The sequence below is a fragment of the Pseudomonas sp. NBRC 111119 genome, assembly GCF_001320125.1.
Taxonomy (GTDB): domain Bacteria; phylum Pseudomonadota; class Gammaproteobacteria; order Pseudomonadales; family Pseudomonadaceae; genus Aquipseudomonas; species Aquipseudomonas parafulva.
The window spans coordinates 52,732-68,697 of record NZ_BCAV01000003.1 but is presented as its reverse complement, the minus strand read 5'-3'; the positions used below and the strand labels follow the sequence as shown (position 1 = coordinate 68,697).

The following is a 15,966-nucleotide window of genomic DNA, read 5'->3' as shown; positions in this document are numbered from 1 at the left end:
CAGGCGCTGAACATCTCAACCCATGCGCCCATAAACAAGGAGAGCCGAAGCTCTCCTTTTTTACCAACAGCGATCAACCAATAGTCATCAAACTGGCATTCCCGCCCGCTGCCGCAGTGTTCACACTCACCGCCCGCTCAATCACCAGCCGCTCCAGCGCAACCTGGTGATCCCCGCTGGACAGCCCATGTACCCCCACGATGGCCCCGGCGCGCTTGGCGACCTGCTGGCACACCCCGCGCAGCTGGTCCGAGTCACCATGGTGGATCACGGCGTCGAACGCCACGTCATCCTTGCTCCAGTCCGCCGTCAACCTGACCTTGTCCTGCAGCTCGCGCGGCAGGCGATTGCGCAGGGCCTTGCCGGGTTCGCTGTCGGCCCACACCGCCGAACTGCCCACCGCCAGCACGGCAGCAAGCTGCGCGAGCAGGTCGGCCTCGTTGTCGGCCAGGCACAGCACATGCTCGCGGGGCAGGATGGTGTAGGTGTTGCGTTCGCCGGTCGGGCCAGGCAGCAGGCGCGCGATGCCGCTTTGCGACTGGGTGGCGAACTGGCTGCACAGCGTGCCCAGCTCGCTCAGCTGGTTGCCTTGTGCCCAGGCCTTCAATGCGTGCAACGGCTTGACCAGTTGCTCATGCAGCGCACGGTCAGGCTTGCCGTCGCCGTCCTGCTGCTCGAAGTGCTGGCCGATGGCATCTGCCGGGCGAGTCGACAGCAGGCGGTATAGGTACAGCGGGCCACCCGCTTTCGGGCCGGTGCCCGACAAGCCTTCACCACCGAATGGCTGTACCCCGACCACGGCACCGACAATGTTGCGGTTGACGTACATGTTGCCGGCGTTGGCGCTTTCCACCACCTTGGCGATGGTTTCGTCGATACGGGTGTGAACACCCAGTGTCAGGCCGTAGCCGGAGTTGTTGATCTGCTCGATCAACTGGTCCAGGTTGCGCCGGTTGTAGCGCACCACGTGCAGCACCGGGCCGAAGATCTCGCGCTTGAGCTCGTCGAAGCTGTCCAGCTCGATCAGGGTTGGCATCACGAAGGTGCCGCGCTTGAGCTCGGTGGCATCGGCAATGGCGACCTGGTACACCGGGCGGCCTTTCTCGCGCATGCTCTGGATGTGCTTCTCGATACCCGCCTTGGCTTCGCCGTCGATCACCGGGCCGATATCCACGGCCAGGCGGTCCGGGCAGCCGAGGCGGCTTTCAGCCATGGCGCCCTTGAGCATTTCGATCACGCGGTCGGCGCAGTCTTCCTGCAGGCACAGCACGCGCAGGGCAGAGCAGCGCTGGCCGGCGCTGTCGAAGGCTGAGGACACGACGTCGATCACCACCTGTTCAGTCAGCGCCGATGAATCCACGATCATCGCGTTCTGGCCGCCGGTTTCGGCAATCAGCGGAATCGGCCGGCCCTGGTTGTCCAGGCGCCCGGCCACATTGCGCTGCAGCAGGCGGGCGACCTCGGTGGAGCCGGTGAACATCACCCCTTTGACCCGCTCGTCGCCCACCAGGCCGGCGCCCACGGTTTCGCCGCGACCTGGCAGCAGCTGCAACACACCCTCCGGTATGCCTGCCTCCAGCAGCAGGCGAACGGCCTGGGCGGCGATCAGCGGGGTTTGCTCGGCTGGCTTGGCCAGCACCGGGTTGCCTGCTGCCAGGGCTGCCGCCACCTGGCCGGTGAAGATCGCCAGCGGGAAGTTCCATGGGCTGATGCACACCACCGGGCCCAGCGGGCGGTGGGCGTCGTTACTGAACGCGTTGCGCGCCTGTACGGCGTAGTAACGCAGGAAGTCCACCGCTTCGCGCACTTCGGCAATGGCGTTGGCGAAGGTTTTGCCCGCCTCGCGAATGAGCAGGCCCATCAGCGGCTGGATTTCGGCTTCCATCAGGTCGGCAGTGCGTTCCAGGATGGCTGCACGCTCGGCGGGCGGGGTGGCCTGCCAGATAGGCGCTGCATTCAGGGCGCACTGGATGGCGTTGTCCACGTCGGCGGTGGTGGCTTCCTGCACATGGCCCACCACATCGCGGTGGTCGGCCGGGTTCAGCACTTCAGCTACCGTGCCCTCGCTGGCAGCGCAGGCCAGCAGCGGCGTGGCCTTCCAGTCATTGTTGGCGGTCGCCAGCATGGCGCAGGACAGCGACGCCAAACGGTGTTCGTTGGCCATGTCGATGCCCGCCGAATTGTCACGCTCGCTGCCGTACAGTTCGCGCGGCAGTGGGATGCGCGGGTGCGGCAGGCCGATGCTGCCTTCCTGGGCCCCCATGCGCTCGATGCTCTGCACCGGGTCGGCCACCAGTTCCTGAATGGAGATGGAGTGGTCGGCGATACGGTTGACGAACGAGGTGTTGGCGCCGTTTTCCAGCAGCCGGCGGACCAGGTAGGCCAGCAGGGTTTCGTGGGTACCCACCGGGGCATACACCCGGCATGGCCGGTTCAGCTTGCCGTCGGCAATCTTGCCGACCACCTGCTCGTACAGGGGCTCGCCCATGCCGTGCAGGCACTGGAATTCGTACTGGCCGGGGTAATAGTTCTGGCCGGCAATATGGTAGATGGCCGACAGGGTGTGGGCGTTGTGGGTGGCGAACTGCGGGTAGATGGCCTCCGGCACGGCCAGCAGCTTGCGGGCACAGGCAACGTAGGACACGTCGGTGTACACCTTGCGCGTGTAGACCGGGTAGCCTTCCAGGCCTTCGACCTGGGCGCGCTTGATTTCGCTGTCCCAGTAGGCGCCCTTGACCAGGCGGATCATCAGGCGGTGGCGGCTGCGCTTGGCCAGGTCGATGACGTAGTCGATCACGTACGGGCAACGCTTCTGGTAAGCCTGGATGACAAAGCCGATGCCGTTCCAGCCCGCCAGCGCAGGCTCGAAGCACAGGCGCTCGAGCAGGTCGAGCGACAACTCCAGACGGTCGGCCTCTTCGGCGTCGATGTTCAGGCCGATATCGTATTGCTTGGCCAGCAGGGTCAGCGCCAGCAGGCGCGGGTACAGCTCATCCATCACCCGCTCGTACTGGGCGCGGCTGTAGCGCGGGTGCAGCGCCGACAGCTTGATCGAGATGCCGGGCCCTTCATAGATGCCGCGGCCATTGGAGGCCTTGCCGATAGAGTGGATGGCCTGCTCGTAGGAGGCCAGGTACTTCTGCGCGTCGTGCTCGGTAAGGGCGGCCTCACCCAACATGTCGTAGGAGTAGCGGAACCCTTTGGACTCGAAGCGGGTGGCGTTGGCCAGTGCCTCGGCAATGGTTTCGCCAGTGACGAACTGCTCGCCCATCAGGCGCATGGCCATGTCCACACCCTTGCGGATCATCGGCTCGCCGCTCTTGCCGATGATGCGGGTGAGCGACGACGTGAGGCCGGCCTCGTTATGCGTGCTGACCAGCCTGCCGGTAAGCAGCAGGCCCCAGGTGGCCGCGTTGACGAACAGCGATGGGCTGTTGCCCAGGTGGGGCTGCCAGTTGCCGTTGCTGATTTTGTCGCGGATCAGCGCATCGCGGGTGCCCTTGTCGGGGATGCGCAACAGGGCTTCGGCCAGGCACATGAGGGCCACGCCTTCCTGGGACGACAGCGAAAATTCCTGCAGCAGCCCCTGAACGATACCGGCGCGCCCGCCGGCGCTTTTCTGGTTACGCAGTTTTTCTGCGATGCCGGCGGCCATCTTGTTGGTGGCCTCGGCGAGCGGTGCGCTCAGGCGGGCCTGTTCCAGCAGCATGGGCACCACTTCCTGCTCGGGGCGGCGGTAGGCTGCAGTGATGGCCGAGCGCAGTACCGACTGGGGCAGGATGCTCTCGGCAAACTCCAGGAAGCACTGGTGGCCATGGTCGACCGGGGCGTCCCCGGCATCCTCTGCCAGGCCACTGGCCTGGCCGTTGATTTCATGCAGGGTCGCGCCACCCTCGAGCTTCTCCAGGTAGTTGAAGATCGCCTGCTTGATCAACCAATGCGGCGTGCGGTCGATGGACTGCGCTGCGGCCTTGAGTCGTTCGCGGGTAGGGTCATCGAGTTTGACCCCAAGGGTGGTCGTCGCCATTTCTTATCCTCGTTATTGCCACGAATGTGGCGTCAGCTGGCGCCAAGATTATCCGCAGGGAGAACCGGGTGCAACCAGGTGCAACCCGAATTTCACGACAGCTGGGTGCAACTCGTCTGACGGTCGTTTCCGACGTTTCTGAAAGCGACATGAATCGTCGTTTCGTTCTAAAAATGCGCTGCCCATGCACTAAACAGGAGCAAAAAACAGGCTTTATCTGAAAGTGCACGGGCAGGTGCAACTTGCAAATGAAAAATGGTTGCACCCCATTTGCGTTGTTGCATAGCATTCCCCGCCTGGGTGCAACCGCCTCGACCGGTTGCACATGAAATAACAACAAACACCAGGGCACACACATGGGTAACCCAATCACGATCACGTTTGTGATCTACATCGCCGCAATGGTGCTGATCGGCTTCGCGGCCTACCGCGCCACTAAAAACCTTTCTGACTACATCCTGGGCGGTCGCAGCCTGGGCAGCGTGGTGACCGCGCTGTCTGCGGGGGCCTCCGACATGAGCGGCTGGCTGCTGATGGGCCTGCCGGGCGCCATCTACTTTGCGGGCCTCTCCGAAGCCTGGATCGCCATCGGCCTTACCGTGGGTGCCTACCTGAACTGGCTGTTCGTGGCTGGCCGCCTGCGCGTGCAAACCGAGCACAACGGCGATGCACTGACCCTGCCGGACTACTTCACCAGCCGCTTCGAAGACAAGAGCGGCCTGCTGCGCATCATCTCGGCCGTGGTCATTCTGGTGTTCTTCACCATCTATTGCGCCTCCGGCATCGTGGCCGGCGCCCGCTTGTTCGAGAGCACCTTCGGGATGTCCTACGAAACGGCGCTGTGGGCCGGTGCAGCAGCCACCATTGCCTACACCTTCGTCGGTGGTTTTCTGGCGGTGAGCTGGACCGATACGGTGCAGGCCACGCTGATGATCTTCGCGCTCATCCTCACCCCGGTGATCGTGCTGATCTCAACCGGTGGTTTCGACCAGACCTTCGCGGCGATCGAGGCGGTCAACCCGGCCAACTTCGACATGCTCAAGGGTGCCAGCTTCATCGGCATCATTTCGCTGATGGGCTGGGGGCTGGGGTATTTCGGCCAGCCACACATCCTGGCGCGCTTCATGGCGGCCGACTCGGTGAAATCGATCGCCAACGCCCGCCGCATCTCCATGACCTGGATGATCCTGTGCCTGGTCGGCACCTGCGCCGTCGGTTTCTTCGGCATCGCCTACTTCTCCGCCAACCCGGAGCTTGCCGGGCCGGTTAACGAAAACCACGAGCGGGTGTTCATCGAACTGGCCAAGATCCTGTTCAACCCCTGGGTTGCCGGTGTGCTGCTGTCGGCTATCCTGGCGGCGGTCATGAGTACGCTGAGCTGCCAGCTGCTGGTGTGCTCCAGCGCCCTGACCGAGGACTTCTACAAAGCCTTCCTGCGCAAGAATGCTTCGCAGGTGGAACTGGTCTGGGTTGGCCGGTTGATGGTGCTGGCCGTGGCGTTGGTGGCCATCGCCCTGGCGGCCAACCCGGAAAACCGCGTACTGGGCCTGGTGGCCTACGCCTGGGCAGGCTTCGGTGCAGCGTTCGGCCCTGTGGTGCTGATGTCGGTGCTGTGGAAGGGCATGACCCGCAACGGTGCGCTGGCCGGCATCGTGGTTGGCGCAGTAACCGTCATCCTGTGGAAGCAGCTTGACCCATGGGGCCTGTACGAAATCATCCCTGGCTTCCTGCTGGGTACCCTTGCCATCGTGCTGGTCAGCAAGCTGGGCCGTCCGACCCAGGCGATGGTGCAGCGCTTCGAAACGGCTGATGCTGCCTATCACGCCGAGAAGTAAAGCTGGCGCAGCGGTGCCGGCCTTGCCGTCGGCACCAACCAGCAGCCAGGCCTGACGCGGCCGGCAAGGCAAGGTAAACTTGCCGCCCGCGCAGGAGTTGCCATGAACTATCGTCACGCCTTCCACGCCGGCAACCATGCCGACGTCCTCAAGCACATCGTGCTGACCCGCCTCATCGCCCTGATGTCGCGCAAGGAACAGCCATTCGCCTACATCGACACCCACGCCGGCCTGGGGTTGTATGACCTTCAGGGCGACCAGGCGAGCCGTACCGGTGAGTACCTCGACGGTGTCGCGCGCCTGTGGGGCCGTGACGACCTGCCGGCGATGGCTGCCGATTACCTCCGCATCATCAAGCGCCTGAACGCGGATGGCGAGCTGCGCTATTACCCCGGTTCCCCCGAACTGGCCCGACGCCTGATGCGCCAGCAGGACCGTGCCCTGCTCAACGAGAAGCACCCTGAAGACGGGCCGCTGCTCAAGGAAAACATGAAGAAGGACCCGCGCGTGGTCGTGCACCTGGGCGAGGGCTGGCACGTGCCCCGGGCCCTGCTGCCGGTGCAGGAAAAGCGCGCGATCATGCTGATCGACCCGCCGTTCGAACAGGCCGATGAGCTCAAGCGCTGCACCAGCGCCATGAAAGAGGCAATTGGCCGCATGCGCCAGACGGTCGCAGCCATCTGGTACCCGATCAAGGACCAGCGCTCCCTCACCCGTTTCTACCAGGACCTGACCAGCACTGGCGCGCCCAAGCTGCTGCGGGTGGAGCTGTATGTGCACCATCAGGACAGCCCGCAGGGGCTCAATGGCTCCGGCCTTGCCATCGCCAACCCGCCTTGGGGCCTGGAGGAAGAACTCAGGGAGCTGCTGCCCTGGTTGGCCCGGGAGCTGGCGCAGACGGCGGGTAGCTACCGCATGGACTGGTTGATCGCCGAGTAACGTGCCTGGCCTGCCGGCGATAGGGCCAGTTGGAATTCTTTGCGTTATAATCTCGCCTTTTAGCCGCCACCCGCCCCTGGGGCCGCTGGCGCATTTCTACAGAATGAAGAGGCTCATCCCTTGGCATTGACGATTCTTGGCCTGTCGGGCGCCCTTAGCCATGACCCTTCCGCGGCGCTGTACATCGACGGCAAGCTGATTGCCGCCGCCGAAGAAGAGCGCTTCGTGCGTGACAAGCATGCGAAGAACCGCATGCCTTACGAGTCGGCGAAGTTCTGCCTGGAGCAGGCCGGCATCAAGCCGTCGGACGTCGACGTGGTCGCCATCCCGTTCGCCCCCATCAGCCTGTTCGGCAAAGCCCGCTGGCACTACGCCAAGCGTTACTGGTATGCCCCGGACCGCGCCCTCGACGCCATCCTGATGGGCAACCGCCGCTACAAGCGCTACCGCAAGAAGATCGTCTGGTGCCTGGAGCAGCTGGGCTTCGACCCGAAAAAAATCAAGATCGAACCGGTCGAGCACCACTTGGCCCATGCGTCCAGCGCCTACCACTGTTCGGGTTTCAAGGAAAAAACCGCGATCCTGGGCATCGATGGCAAGGGCGAATACGCCACGACCTTCTTCGGCTACGGCGAAAACGGCAAGATCCACAAGATCAAAGAGTTCTTCGACCCCGATTCCCTGGGTGGGCTGTACGGTGCGATCACCGAATTCCTGGGCTTCGAGATGCTCGACGGCGAGTTCAAGGTCATGGGCATGGCGCCGTATGGCGACGCCAGCAAATACGACTTCTCGCGTTTGGCCAGTTTCGAGAACGGCGAGTTGGTGATCAACACCGAGTACGCCAACGTCATCGGCTTGCGCCGCCATAAAGAGAAGGGCAAGGGCTTCTATTTCTCGCCCAAGCTCATCGAGTGGCTGGGGCCCAAGCGCGAAGGCGATATCGCCGACGAGCCGTACATCCACTATGCCGCCAGCATGCAGGCCTTGTTCGAGAAGATCGCCCTGCAGATGATCGACCACTACCTGGGCGACACCCTGCGCGAAACCGGCAAGCTGGCATTTGCCGGTGGCTGCGCGCTGAACGTCAAGCTCAACCAGAAGATCATCGCCCGCTCCGACGTCAAGGAGCTGTTCGTGCAGCCGGCCTCCGGTGATGCTGGTACCGCCGTGGGTGCTGCGGCCTATGTGTCCCACGCCCGCGGCGTGCCGGTAGAGAAGATGGAGCACGTCTACCTCGGCCCTTCGTATTCCAACGAAGACGTGATCGCCGCCTGCGCCCGTCACCCGAATGCGCCCAAGTGGCGCAAGCTGGACGACATGCCGCAGCGCATCGCCAAGATCATGGTCGAAGGCAACCCGGTGGCCTGGTTCCAGGGGCGCATGGAGTTCGGCCCGCGTGCCCTCGGTGGCCGTTCGATCATCGGTTGCCCGAGCGTGCCGGGTGTGGCCAACCGCATCAACGAGCAAATCAAGTTCCGCGAGCGCTGGAGACCCTTCTGCCCGTCGATGCTCGACACCGTGGCCCCGCAGATGATCAAGGTCGATCACCCGGCGCCGTTCATGACCTTCACCTTCGAAGTGGCCGAAGAATGGAAAACCCGTGTACCCGAAGTGGTTCACGAGGACGGTACGTCGCGTGCCCAGGTACTCATGCGCGAGTACAACCCGCGCTACTACGACATGATGAAGGCCCTGGAAGACCTGACCGGCAACGGTGTATCGCTGAACACCTCGCTGAACCGCCGCGGTGAGCCGATGATCTGCTCGCCAACCGATGCCCTGAACATGTTCTTCGGTTCCGACCTGCAGTACCTGATCATGGAAGACATCCTGGTCGTGAAGGACGGCGCCGCCGCGTATGACCAGCCGCTCTGAACCGCGCATCCTGCAGTTCTGCCATGGCTATGACGGGCCGTTCCTCGACTGTGCCCGTCAGTACGCCAGCCTGTTCCAGGGCAGCGGCTACAAGGTCACTACCGTGTTCCTCACCGGTGCGCCCGACCCACAGGTTGCGGCGGGTTGCGCCTCGGATGAAGTGCTGTTTCTGGGGTTCAGCTCCAAGGCCGTGCGTGGCCTGAAACTTGGCGCCATCCGCGCGCTGCGGCGCATTGCCGCCGAGCGCCAGTTCGCCTTCTGTATCGCCCACCGCTTCAAGCCCATCTATGTGGCCTTGCTGGCGACCGGTTTGCCGGTGATCGGCGTTCACCATGCTTTTGGTGACTATCAGCGCAAGGGGCGGCAGCTGTTCGCCAACCTGTTTGCCAAGCGCCTGAGCCTGCTGGGTGTGTCCGATGCGGTGCGTGACGACATGCGCCGCTGCCTGCCGAAGTGGCCGGCCGAGCGGATCCAGACCTTGTACAACCGCATCGATATCCAGGCCTTGCAGGCCGCCCTGGTGCCGCGCGCCGAGGCTCGTCAGGCCCTGGGCCTGGGCCCGCAGGCCTGGGTGGTGGGGAACGTCGGCCGCCTGCACCCCGACAAGGACCAGGCCACCTTGCTGCGCGGCTTTGCCCAGGCGCTGCCCGGGCTGCCGGCAGGTGCCCGCCTGGCGATCCTGGGCAAGGGGCGGCTGGAACCTGTGCTCAAGGCCTTGGCCAGCGAGCTGGGTATCGCCGGGCAGGTCGATTTTTTGGGCCAGGTGCCCGATGCGCGCCGGTATTTCCAGGCGTTCGATGTTTTCGCCCTCAGCTCCGACCATGAACCGTTCGGCATGGTCCTGCTCGAAGCCATGGTCGCCGGCGTGCCGGTGCTGGCAACCGCCTGTGGCGGTGCCCGCGAAGTGGTCGAAGGTGTGGGCATGCTGTTCCCGTTGGGTGACGCGGCGCAACTGGCCGAGGGCCTCAGGCACATGGCGCTGCTGGATGGACAGCAACGCACGGCTTGCGCCGAACACATGTTGCAACGCCTGGCGGAGCGCTTTTCTGACCAGGCGGTGCGCGAGGCCTTCTGGCAGCTGCCCCAGGTGCGCGCGTTGGTGGAGGCCTGATGCTCAATCATGTAAAGGCCCTGCGCGAGCGCGGCTGGCAAGCCATCGACGGCGAAGCCTACGCCCAGGCCTGGGCGCGTTTTGGTGGCAGCGTTGCGACCCACCCACAGGTGGTGCAACAGCTGGCCGACCTGGCCGGTATCCCGGTGCGCTACCTGGGCTGGCACCAGGCGGGCGAGCTGAAGGCGGCCATCCCCACGTGGGGGCGGCACCTGGCGCTGTCCAAGGACGTGCTCAAGCGAGCTGGCAAGAAAGCCCTGTTCGACCTGGGCAATGCTGAAATCATCCTGCCCGCGGCGCCTGATGCCGGTGCCCCGTTGCGCCATGCCGTGCGTTACCTGTCCGAGCTGAACCAGGGCCGTTTCAGCGGCCTCAAGGTGCAGAAGGAGCAGTTGGCCATGGCCCGGGCGCCAGAAGACCTGTCGAAGAAATTTCGCTACAACCAGCGCCGCGAGCTGCGGCTGCTGGAAGAGGCGGGCGGTGTGGTACGGCCCATCAGCGATTTCAGCGCCCAGCAAATCGCCGACATGTACTGCGACCTGTTCCTGCGTCGCTGGGGCTTCCCGGCCACCGGCGCCCAGCAGATGGGTGAGGTGCTGGGGCGCTTGCACAACCTGTTGATCGGTTCGGTGCTGCTGCTGGGCGACAAACCCATTGCCATTCAGCTGGTGTACCGCGTCGAGGCGCCAGAGTGGATCAGCGTCGAGTACATCAACGGCGGGGTCGACCCCGAAACCAAGGCCTTCAGCCCCGGCAGCGTGTTGAGCTTTCTCAATACCCAGGCCGCCTGGGAACACGCCCGCGCCCTCGACAAGCCGCTGCGTTTCTCGTTCGGCCGGGCCGACCGCGAGTACAAGGACCGTTGGTGCAGCCCTGTGCCGGTGTATCAGGCGTGAGCCGCAAGCAGCAGTTGCTCAAGCGCCACCGGCGCAACAAGCGCCTGGGTCTGTTGATGGCCCTGGTGGTGCTGGTTGCGCTGGGGGGCTTCATCTGGTGGCTGCCGCTGCTGCTGTTGCCGCTGCTGTGGGTCGCCCACGAGGCGTGGCTGGCCGACCACCTGTTCTATGGGGCCGGCGAGGACTACACCTACCGCTTTCCGGCGGCCGATGAACTCCCCGGGGTGAGCCTGCAGGGCGGTCGCCTGATGGCTGAGGGGTTGCAGCCGCACCACGACGGCACGTTGCTGTTGCAGGTAACGCTGCGCTGTGGCGTGCTCGGGCGCCTGTTCGACCCAGGCGTGCGCATTCAGGGCCCGCAAGGCGAAGACCTGCAGGTGTTCGAGCGGGGTGTACGCGGTGTGCGCTTCGTGAACCTTACCGGCCTTGGCCAGGCGCTGGCGGACGGCCAGGTGACCCTGCGCGGCCGCCATTGCCGGTTGGTTGGCCAGCCCCGGCTGTGGGCGTTTGCCCAGGAGGACCTGCGGCGCAAGCGCGTCATGGTCATCGCGCCCCATGCCGATGACGCCGAGCTGGCCGCCTATGGCCTGTACAGCCAGGCTGACGAAGCCTGGGTGGTCACCCTCACGGCCGGCGAGATCGAAGCGGAGCACTACCAGGCCATGGGCCTCTCGGCTGTGGAGGCTGCGCGCCTTAAAGGCAGGCTGCGGGCCTGGGACAGCATCGCCGTGCCGCGCTGGGCCGGGGTGCCAGAACGCAATTGTGTGCAACTGGGCTATTTCTGCCTGCAACTGCCTGCCATGCGCGATGCCCCGGCTTCACCTTTTGGGTCCCGTGAAGCCGACATGGCCGACACACGGCCGTTCCGCACGCTGAATCAATTGGCCCTGCCCGGCGACGATGGGGCGCCCACCTGGCACAACCTGCTGGCCGACCTGCGCGCGGTGCTGCGCGAGGCACGCCCGCAGGTCATTGTGATGCCCCACCCGGTCCTGGACCCGCACCCCGACCATGTGGCTGCCCAACAGGCGCTGCACGAGGCGTTGCAAGGGCTGGACTGGCAGCCTGAAACCCTGCTGGGCTACGCCAACCACCTGCACGACAACGACCGCTGGCCCATGGGCGACAGTGGCGCGGGCGTGGCCCTGCCACCCATGACCGGCGACCAGCCTGTAGGGCGGCCCTGCACACTGATGCTGGACGCACGCCTGCAGCGCGACAAGGCCATGGCGCTGGGTATGATGCATGACTTGCAGCCTCGGCCACCGTTCAAGCGGCGGCTGCGCCGTTTCATTCAGCGCTGGCTGGCCGGGCGGCGCCTGTCGCCGTATGGCGAAAATGAATTTTTCCGCAAGGCCGTGCGCCGTCACGAGCTGTTCTGGGTCTTGAAGGGCCGCCACCAGGGTGTTGATCGGGAAACCGTATGAAGCGCTACAAAGTCCTGCAACTGCAACCGGACTACAACATCAAGCAACACGACTTTGCCGACCTGGCCGAACAGATCTTCAAGGCACTGCCGGCTGACCGGTTCGAAACCACCATGGCGTTCCTCAAGGGCCGGCCGCAAGCGGGGCAGCCGGTGAGCCGCGCTGACCATTCTGTGTATTTCGATTTCGCCGACAGCGCTCTCAAAGGCATGCGCCTCAAGGCCCTGTGGCAGTTGTACCGGTTTTGCCGGCGCGAGCGCTTCGACGTGGTGATCTGCAACCGCTTCAAGCCGGTAAACATGCTGTTGCAACTCAACCGTTGGCTGAAGATCCCCCTGTGCATTGGTATTTCCCACGGCTTTGGCGAATATGACCGTTTTTATCGTCGGCGCCAGACACAACGGCTGATCGACCAGCACTGGCAGTTCGTGGGGGTATCGCCTGCCGTGAAGCAGTACCTGCTCGATTGCCGCTGCGGCTTCACCGACAGCAACACCCACGCCATCACCAACGCCATCGACACCGATCAGGCCACGGCCTTGCAACTCACGCGCGCCGAGGCCCGTGCGCAACTGGGCCTGGCCCAGGATGCGCGGCTGGTGGGGGCACTGGGCCGGCTGGTGCCTGTGAAGGGGCACACCTACCTGCTCCAGGCGTTCGCTGCCTTGAAGGACAAATACCCCAACGCGCAGTTGGCCATCATTGGTGCCGGTCGAGAACAGGCGCGTCTACAGGCGGAAATCGAACGCCTTGGGCTGGCAGGCCGTGCGCACCTGCTGGGTTTCAGGGACAACGCCTTGCGTTATGTGCGGGCGTTTGACATCTGGGCCATGCCGTCGCTGGCAGAAGGCCTGGGCCTGGCGTTGCTCGAGGGCATGAGCGGGCGCTTGCCGGTCATCGCCAGCGATGTACCTGCCATGCTGCCGCTGATTACCGGCGCAGGCGGCGAAGTGATCAAACCGGCAGACGTGGCCAGCCTTGCCGCCGCGCTGGACCGCTACCTGGCGCTGGATGACAACGCGCTGCAGGCCAAGGGCGAGCAGGCGTTCGACTACCTCAACCACAACCATGACATCACGGTGTTCCGCCAGCAGTACCTGGCGCTGATCGAGTCTGGCCTGGCCGCCCAGGAGGCAAAATGACCGCCGAGCAAACCCTGGTGACGGTGATCATCGCATCGTACAACCACGGCCCCTACATCGAGCAAAGCATCCTCAGCGTGCTCAACCAGACCTACCCGCACATTGAATTGCTGGTGATCGATGACGGCTCGTCGGATGACAGTGTCGAGCGCATACAGCGCCTCCAGGCCCAGCATGGTTTCGACTTCCGCGTGCAGCGCAACCAAGGCCTCACGCAAACCCTGAATGACGCCATTGCCCGTGCCAGGGGTGAGCTTATTGCCCCGTTCGGCTCGGACGACATCATGATGCCGGACCGTATCGCCATCCAGGTGCAGTACATGGCCGACAAGCCCGAAGTGGGCATCTGCGCCGGCAACATCGAGCTGATCGACGCCCAGGGCGAACTGTTCCCTGAGGCCCGCCAGCGCCGTGACGTACCGTTCCGGCGCCTGGATTTCGAGGATATGTTCCTCGAGCGCAAACCGTACCCGCCCGCACCCACGCTGCTGATCCGCCGTGAGGCGCTGCAGAAGGTTGGTGGGTTTGACCCGGATGTGCGCCTGGAAGACCTGATGATCGAGCTGAAGGTGACCCACGCAGGCTACTTCATCGATGGCTTGAGCGTGGTCATGGCGCGCTACCGCAAGCACGCCAGCAACACCTACAAGAATCACCGTTTCATGATCGACAACATCCTGCGCACCTACGCCAAGTTCAAGGACCACCCGGCCTACGAAGAGGTGAAGTTCAAGGCCTTGAACTCGATGTTTCTCAAGGTGGCCAACCGTGATCGCAAGCTGGCCCGTGAGCTGTTGGCGCAGATCCCCCTGCGGGCCTACACACGCAAGACCTGGCGTGGCCTGGGGCGGTTGTTGTTCTCGCCGCTGGAAAAGGCCTGATCGGCCATGGGGTGGATTTCGCGTTACCTGGCCAAGCGGGCCAAGCGGGCCATTCGCAAGCTGCCGGCGATTGAGCGTGGCCAGGCGCGGTTTGCTGCGCGCTACCCGCAGTACGCCTTTGGTGTGGGGAGCTACGGCGTGCCTGAGGTGCATGACTGGAATGAAGGTGCAACCCTGCGCATTGGCGCGTATTGCTCCATCGCCGAGGGCGTGCAGATTTTTCTGGGTGGCCATCACCGCGCGGACTGGGTAACCACCTATCCGTTCCCGGCCATGCTCAAGGAAGCAGCCGGGATTGAGAACTACGCCTTCAGCCGTGGTGATGTCTGTATCGGCAACGATGTGTGGCTGTGCTCCAACTGCACCCTGCTCTCGGGGGTGAGCATTGGCAGTGGCGCGGTGGTAGCCGCGGGTGCACTGGTGACCCGGGATGTGCCACCCTACGCGGTGGTGGGCGGCAACCCGGCGCAAATAGTGCGTTGGCGCTTCCCGGAAGAGGTGCGCGCCCAGCTGCTGGCCAGCGCCTGGTGGGACTGGCCGCCGGCCGAAATTGCCCAGGTGGTGGGCAAGCTGTGCAGCGAGGATATCCAGGGGTTTCTGGACTACGCCCGGCAGCGCGGCTCAGGCGCGGTTCGCTGAGCCTGGCTCCAGCTGTGCACCGGGTGCCTGCTGTCGGCGGGCAAGGCGCTTGCCCAGGGCTATGCCGGGTTTCTCCAGCAGCAGGAAGGTCGCGCTGCTCAGGGCTACCAGCGCAATGCAGGCCACCACCACCAGTGCCATGAATGCCCCGGTGTCGTCATAGCTGAACCCGTACCGAGGGTACAGGTAGTAAGCCAGCCACCACAGCACCAGCCCATGCAGCAGGTACAGGCTGTAGCTGATTTCCCCCAGCCAGCGTGCGCTGCGCAGGCGCAGGGCGCCGAGCAGGTCGTTGCCGGACACCACGATGCAGAACACGATGCTGAGCAGCAGCAGCGGGAACACTGCAAAGGTCTTGTTCAACCCCAGCATGACCACGGCCAGCAAGCCCACGGCCACCCAGGTGCCCTGGCGGCGCTGCGCCCACTGCACCAACGCCGGCCTGCGTACCCAGTACACGGCGGCAATACCGCCTGCGAAGCTGAGCAGGTACTTTTTCTTCAGGGCATGCTCCCAGCCGACCAGCTGCGCCAGCCCGTACAGGGCAACCAGGCAGATCAAGGTTCTGAGCAGCGTGCCTCGGTAGACGAAGGCCATGCCGAGCAGCGGCAATGCCAGGTAGAAGTAGATTTCGTAGTTCAGGGTCCAGGTCACGTTCGAGATCAGGTTGCCGGTGCCCGCCAGCTGGTTGATGTCAGGGCGATGAAACGCCAGCCACCCGGCCAACTGGCCGACCAGGGCCAGCGGCGTGTCCAGCAACGCCCAGCCCTGCAGGTAGAACACGCTCAGCAGTACCACCGCCAGCAGGCCCAGGTACAGCGGGTACAGGCGCATCACTCGGGAGATGGCAAAGGCCCGCCAGTCAAATTGCCGGCCTTGCTGCAGCAGCCGGTTCCAGAACAGGAAACCGGTAATCATGAAGAACAGCGCCACCCCCACCTGGCCGACCTGGGCGAAGAACCGCTCGGGTGGCATGCCGATCTGGCCGGTGTATTGGTAATGCCAGGCAATCGCGGCGTGGTGGATGAACACGCCCAGTGCCAGGTAGCCGCGCAGGCCATCAAGGGTGGCCCAGCGGCCGGCGACTGGCGCCAGGTGGCGAGCGACCAGGTTGCTGCGCAACAGCAGGCGGGCGCTCAGCAGGGCCAGGGCAAAGACCAGGGCGCCCAGCAGGGGGGCCAGCAGCGCCAT

General features: G+C 64.4%; 11 protein-coding genes. 9 read left to right on the top strand and 2 right to left on the bottom strand.

The genetic code is table 11. From position 1 onward, the window contains the following. Positions 1-73: 73 nt before the first annotated feature. Positions 74-4,027, bottom strand: coding sequence for a trifunctional transcriptional regulator/proline dehydrogenase/L-glutamate gamma-semialdehyde dehydrogenase (gene putA / locus APH25_RS00480; protein WP_060480716.1), 3,954 nt, complete (start codon positions 4,025-4,027; stop codon positions 74-76). Positions 4,028-4,383: 356 nt separating this feature from the next. Between putA and putP the strand changes: the two genes are divergently transcribed. From putP to APH25_RS00435, 9 genes are all read left to right on the top strand, one after another. Continuing rightward, on the top strand, positions 4,384-5,862 hold the full coding sequence (putP, locus tag APH25_RS00475) for a sodium/proline symporter PutP (protein ID WP_028631882.1): 1,479 nt from the start codon (positions 4,384-4,386) through the stop codon (positions 5,860-5,862). A 102-nt stretch (positions 5,863-5,964) separates the two neighbouring features. Further along, positions 5,965-6,801 (top strand): 23S rRNA (adenine(2030)-N(6))-methyltransferase RlmJ, encoded by an 837-nt coding sequence (locus APH25_RS00470; RefSeq protein WP_060480715.1) that lies wholly within the window; start codon positions 5,965-5,967, stop codon positions 6,799-6,801. A 120-nt stretch (positions 6,802-6,921) separates the two neighbouring features. Then, the gene (locus tag APH25_RS00465; protein WP_060480714.1) at positions 6,922-8,679 is read left to right on the top strand and encodes a carbamoyltransferase; all 1,758 of its coding nucleotides are present in this window, start codon (positions 6,922-6,924) and stop codon (positions 8,677-8,679) included. Next, on the top strand, positions 8,663-9,790 hold the full coding sequence (locus tag APH25_RS00460; RefSeq protein WP_028631879.1) for a glycosyltransferase: 1,128 nt from the start codon (positions 8,663-8,665) through the stop codon (positions 9,788-9,790). Before APH25_RS00465 ends, APH25_RS00460 begins: the two co-directional genes overlap by 17 nt. Next, entirely contained in the window at positions 9,790-10,686 is an 897-nt protein-coding gene (locus APH25_RS00455) for an antimicrobial resistance protein Mig-14 (protein ID WP_060480713.1), read from the top strand. The genes APH25_RS00460 and APH25_RS00455 overlap by 1 nt, the downstream gene beginning before the upstream one ends. Beyond that, positions 10,683-12,113, top strand: a complete 1,431-nt coding sequence (locus tag APH25_RS00450; RefSeq protein WP_060480712.1) for a PIG-L deacetylase family protein — start codon at positions 10,683-10,685, stop codon at positions 12,111-12,113. Before APH25_RS00455 ends, APH25_RS00450 begins: the two co-directional genes overlap by 4 nt. After that, complete coding sequence (locus APH25_RS00445) at positions 12,110-13,255, top strand: glycosyltransferase (protein ID WP_060480711.1); 1,146 nt, start codon at positions 12,110-12,112, stop codon at positions 13,253-13,255. The genes APH25_RS00450 and APH25_RS00445 overlap by 4 nt, the downstream gene beginning before the upstream one ends. Beyond that, positions 13,252-14,136 (top strand): glycosyltransferase, encoded by an 885-nt coding sequence (locus APH25_RS00440; RefSeq protein WP_060480710.1) that lies wholly within the window; start codon positions 13,252-13,254, stop codon positions 14,134-14,136. The genes APH25_RS00445 and APH25_RS00440 overlap by 4 nt, the downstream gene beginning before the upstream one ends. Before the next feature lie 6 nt (positions 14,137-14,142). Next, the gene (locus tag APH25_RS00435) at positions 14,143-14,775 is read left to right on the top strand and encodes a CatB-related O-acetyltransferase (RefSeq protein WP_060480709.1); all 633 of its coding nucleotides are present in this window, start codon (positions 14,143-14,145) and stop codon (positions 14,773-14,775) included. On the opposite strand, the gene APH25_RS00430 is transcribed toward APH25_RS00435, so the two are convergent. Next, positions 14,758-15,966, bottom strand: a complete 1,209-nt coding sequence (locus APH25_RS00430; protein WP_060480708.1) for an acyltransferase — start codon at positions 15,964-15,966, stop codon at positions 14,758-14,760. The two genes, APH25_RS00435 and APH25_RS00430, sit on opposite strands and share 18 nt — an antisense overlap.

Excerpts from the sequence above, each read along its gene's own strand:
- APH25_RS00455 (WP_060480713.1), top strand. The coding sequence starts at position 9,790 with ATGCTCAATCATGTAAAGGCCCTGCGCGAGCGCGGCTGGCAAGCCATC.
- APH25_RS00470 (WP_060480715.1), top strand. The coding sequence starts at position 5,965 with ATGAACTATCGTCACGCCTTCCACGCCGGCAACCATGCCGACGTCCTC.
- APH25_RS00440 (WP_060480710.1), top strand. The coding sequence starts at position 13,252 with ATGACCGCCGAGCAAACCCTGGTGACGGTGATCATCGCATCGTACAAC.
- APH25_RS00435 (WP_060480709.1), top strand. The coding sequence starts at position 14,143 with ATGGGGTGGATTTCGCGTTACCTGGCCAAGCGGGCCAAGCGGGCCATT.
- APH25_RS00430 (WP_060480708.1), bottom strand. The coding sequence starts at position 15,966 with ATGGCGCTGCTGGCCCCCCTGCTGGGCGCCCTGGTCTTTGCCCTGGCC.
- APH25_RS00460 (WP_028631879.1), top strand. The coding sequence starts at position 8,663 with ATGACCAGCCGCTCTGAACCGCGCATCCTGCAGTTCTGCCATGGCTAT.
- putP (WP_028631882.1), top strand. The coding sequence starts at position 4,384 with ATGGGTAACCCAATCACGATCACGTTTGTGATCTACATCGCCGCAATG.
- putA (WP_060480716.1), bottom strand. The coding sequence starts at position 4,027 with ATGGCGACGACCACCCTTGGGGTCAAACTCGATGACCCTACCCGCGAA.
- APH25_RS00445 (WP_060480711.1), top strand. The coding sequence starts at position 12,110 with ATGAAGCGCTACAAAGTCCTGCAACTGCAACCGGACTACAACATCAAG.